The following is a 3,819-nucleotide window of genomic DNA, read 5'->3' as shown; positions in this document are numbered from 1 at the left end:
TGTGCTGGAGGCGCCGGGGGAAACCGACCTGTCCGCCCATGTCGATTTCGAGGCGATGGGCCAATTGGCCCGGCAGGCGGGGCTGGCGGTGCAGCCTCTGGCAACGCAGGGGGCGTTTCTCACCCGGCTCGGCATCAATGAGCGCTGCGCGGCGCTGAGCGCCGCCAACCCGGCGATGGCGGCAGACCTGGCGGGGGCGCGGGACCGGCTGGTCGATCCCGCGCAGATGGGGGATTTGTTCAAGGCCTTCTGCGCCGCCAGCCCCGGCCTCAGGCCCGAGGGCTTCGCATGACGCCGCAGTTCGAGCGAGCAGAAGCGCTGTCCGGCCTGCGGCACGGCTTTTTCGGCCGGCAGGGCGGGGTGTCGACCGGCGATTTTTCCGGGCTCAACATGTCGGTCTCGGTGGGCGACGACGCGGCGGCGGTGGCAGAAAACCGGGCGCGGGCAATGGCGGCGCTGGGCGGAGAAGAGCTGGCATTTCTCAAGCAGGTGCATTCCAATCGCGTGGTGGTGCTCGATGATGCGCTGCCGCAGGGCGATGTGGAAGCCGACGGCATGGTGACGCGGCGAAAAGACGTGCTGCTGGGCATTCTCACCGCCGATTGCGCGCCGCTGCTGCTGGCCGACGCCGAGGCCGGGGTGATCGGGGCCGCCCATGCCGGCTGGCGCGGCGCCGTGGATGGCATTCTCGGCCAGACCATCGCGGCCATGGAAAGCCTGGGCGCATCGCGCAAGACGATCGCGCTGGTCCTCGGCCCGACCATCAGCGGACCCCATTACGAGGTGGGCCCGGACTTCCAAGCGCAGGTGCTGGCGCTGCGGCCCGAGGCCAAGGCGGCGTTTTTCACCCCCGAGGGCAAGAAGGCGCATTTCGACCTGCCCAAATTTCTAGGCGAGGAGGCGGAACGGCTGGGCGTGCGGGCGGATGTGCTGGATGCCTGCACCTATGCCAGCCCCGAGCGGTATTTTTCCCACCGCTACGCCACGCATAAAGGGACCAGGACCGGACGGCAGATGGCGATGATCGGGCTTTGAGCCGCCCTGCGAGACGGCCTCGTGCCATTCGAGCATAGCTCTCATGGCCTTCTCGCCTCAAATCGCTCCACTGGAGCGATTTGCCCATACAGGACGGCTCGAAGGCTTTAATTTACATATCAGACCAATGGGGCGTTGCCTGGGGGGGAACGAGGCGCTAAAGCTGCCGCGAAATCTGGTGGCCTTGCTTCCCGAAGGCCGGTTGAGACAGGATCGCGCCCATGAAGCTGGTGACCGGCAATTCGAACCGGGCCCTCGCCCAGGCTGTTGCCAGCTATCTGGAAATCCCCCTGACCGATTGCACGGTCCGGCGCTTCGCCGACAAGGAAGTCTATGTCGAGGTGCATGAAAATGTGCGCGGCGAAGACGTCTTCATCCTGCAATCGACCAGCTTTCCAGCCAATGACAATCTGATGGAGCTGCTGATCCTGACCGACGCGCTGCGGCGCTCCTCGGCCCGGCGCATCACAGCGGTGGTGCCCTATTTCGGCTATGCGCGGCAGGACCGCCGCGCCACCGGGCGCACGCCGATCTCGGCCAAGCTGGTGGCCAACCTCATCACCCAGGCCGGCGTCAACCGCGTCATCACGCTCGATCTGCACGCCGCCCAGATCCAGGGATTCTTCGACATCCCCACCGACAATCTCTATGGCGCGCCGATCATCACCAGCGACATATTGGACAATTACAATCTCAAGAACACCATGATCGTCTCGCCCGACGTGGGCGGGGTGGCGCGCGCCCGCGCCGTGGCCCAGCGCCTGGGCACGGACCTGGCCATCGTCGACAAGCGCCGGCCCAAGGCGGGCGTGTCGGAGGTGATGAACATCATCGGCGAAGTGGAGGGGCAGGCCTGCATCCTCATCGACGATATCGTGGATTCGGGCGGCACGCTGGTCAACGCCGCCGAGGCCCTGCTCAAGGCTGGCGCCAAGGAGGTTTCGGCCTATATCACCCATGGCGTGCTCTCCGAAGGCGCCTCCGAGCGCATCGCCGCCAGCAAGCTCAAGGAGCTGGTGGTGACCGATTCCATCGAGGAAACCGAAGCCCAGCGCCAGGCCGGCAAGATCCGCCGCATGTCCATCGCGCCCCTGATCGGGGAAGCCATCGCCCGCACCGCCAGCGAGCAGAGCGTTTCCAGCCTTTTTGACTGACGAGTCGTCTTGCCGGGCGGCCCGGTTTCCGCTATAGCCGCCGCCATGAAGCGCTCGTCACCCCTGGAGGACGGGCGCGTATGTTTTGAAGGCAAGACATACACCAACCCAGAATGGATATTTCCATGACTGCGACCAAGGTGCTGACCGCACAGGCGCGTGAGGGAGTGGGCAAGGGGGCCGCTCGTGAACTGCGCCGTCAGGGACTCGTCCCTGCTGTTATCTATGGCGACAAGAAGACCCCCGTCACCATCGCCCTCCCCTATAAGGACGTCCACAAGGCCATCTATGCCGGCGGCTTCAAGTCGAACGTGCTGGAACTGGACGTGGACGGCACCAAGCATCGCGTCATTCCGCGCGACTACCAGCTCGACCCGGTCAAGGATTTCCCCATCCATGTGGATTTCCTGCGCATCGGCGCCAATTCGGTGCTGAATGTGGAAGTGTCGGTGGTGTTCATCAATGAGGAAAAGAGCCCCGGCCTCAAGCGCGGCGGCACCCTCAACGTGGTGCGCCACGCCGTCGAGGTGCACGCCCCGGCCAATGCTATTCCCGAGCACATCGTGGTCGATCTGGAAGGCACCGATATCGGCGATGCGCTGCATATCTCCAAGGTCGCGCTGCCCAAGGGCGTGACCCCGGTGATCCAGGACCGCGACTTCACCATCGCCACCATCGTGGCCCCCTCGGGCCTGAAATCCGCCGAAGCCGGCGGCGAGGACGAGGCCGCCTCCGAGTAATCGGACCGCCCCCCTTTCTCACATCTTTCCGAGGCGGCCCACGGGTCGCCTCTTTCGTTTTGGAGCGCTGCCATGAAACTTCTGGTCGGCCTGGGCAATCCGGGCGGCGAATATGAGGGCAACCGGCACAATATCGGCTTCATGGCGCTCGACGCCATCGCCCGCGCTTATGCCATCGGCCCCTTCCGCGCCAAGCATCAGGGGCTTTTGGCCGAAGGCCAGATCGGGGGCGAAAAGGTGCTGCTGCTCAAGCCGCAGACCTTCATGAACCGCTCGGGCGACAGCGTGCAGAAGGTGGCCCAATTCCACAAGCTCGCCCCCGCCGACATCATCGTGTTTTACGACGAACTCGACCTGGCGCCGGGCAAGGTGCGGGTCAAGACCGGCGGCGGCAATGGCGGCCATAATGGCCTGCGCTCCATCGATCCGCAGATCGGGCTCGACTACAAGCGCGTGCGGCTGGGGATCGGGCATCCGGGCAAGCAATTCGTCACCCGCCACGTGCTGGGCGATTTCGCCAAGGCCGACCGCGACTGGCTCGAACCGCTGCTCGACGCGCTGGCCAGGAATGTCGACCTGCTGGTCAAGGGCGACGATTCCGGCTTCATGAACAGGCTGGCGCTGGCGGTGCAGTCCCCGGGCGCGGACGAAAAACCGGCCCCCAAGGCCCAGAGCCATATCCGCCAGGCCCGGCCCACGGCCCCGCAGGCCAAGGTTCCGCAAAGCGGGCCGATGGCCGACATGCTCAAGAAGCTGTTCAAGGGCGAGTGAGCCCCAAACATTGACAAGCCGGCCGATCCGACCCAAGGGAAGGCCAATCGTTTTCGGAGCATCTCCATGGGTTTCAAGATGGGCATTGTCGGCCTGCCCAATGTCGGCAAGTCGACCCT

Annotated in this window: 5 protein-coding genes; all 5 read left to right on the top strand. The window is 65.1% G+C overall.

The window, feature by feature from the left end; translation table 11 throughout:
• On the top strand, window positions 1-292 hold a 292-nt coding region (locus tag VDP82_RS15335; RefSeq protein WP_323015700.1), incomplete at its 5' end, for an SAM-dependent methyltransferase.
• Window positions 289-1,035: a peptidoglycan editing factor PgeF gene (gene pgeF, locus VDP82_RS15330; RefSeq protein WP_323015699.1), complete on the top strand. Its 747-nt coding sequence runs from the start codon at window positions 289-291 to the stop codon at window positions 1,033-1,035. The genes VDP82_RS15335 and pgeF, both read left to right, overlap by 4 nt.
• 221 nt (window positions 1,036-1,256) lie before the next feature.
• Window positions 1,257-2,189 carry a ribose-phosphate pyrophosphokinase gene (locus VDP82_RS15325; protein WP_323015698.1) on the top strand — a complete coding sequence of 311 codons (933 nt, stop codon included), beginning with the start codon at window positions 1,257-1,259 and terminating at the stop codon, window positions 2,187-2,189.
• A gap of 125 nt (window positions 2,190-2,314) precedes the next feature.
• Window positions 2,315-2,929, top strand: coding sequence for a 50S ribosomal protein L25/general stress protein Ctc (locus VDP82_RS15320; protein ID WP_323015697.1), 615 nt, complete (start codon window positions 2,315-2,317; stop codon window positions 2,927-2,929).
• A 72-nt stretch (window positions 2,930-3,001) separates the two neighbouring features.
• Window positions 3,002-3,700 carry an aminoacyl-tRNA hydrolase gene (gene pth / locus VDP82_RS15315; protein WP_323015696.1) on the top strand — a complete coding sequence of 233 codons (699 nt, stop codon included), beginning with the start codon at window positions 3,002-3,004 and terminating at the stop codon, window positions 3,698-3,700.
• Window positions 3,701-3,819: the final 119 nt, after the last annotated feature.

Source organism: Devosia sp. (genome assembly GCF_034675085.1).
In the GTDB taxonomy this organism is placed as follows: Bacteria; Pseudomonadota; Alphaproteobacteria; order Rhizobiales; family Devosiaceae; genus Devosia.
The sequence above is the reverse complement of the archived record's forward strand: the minus strand, read 5'-3'. Positions and strand labels throughout refer to the sequence as shown.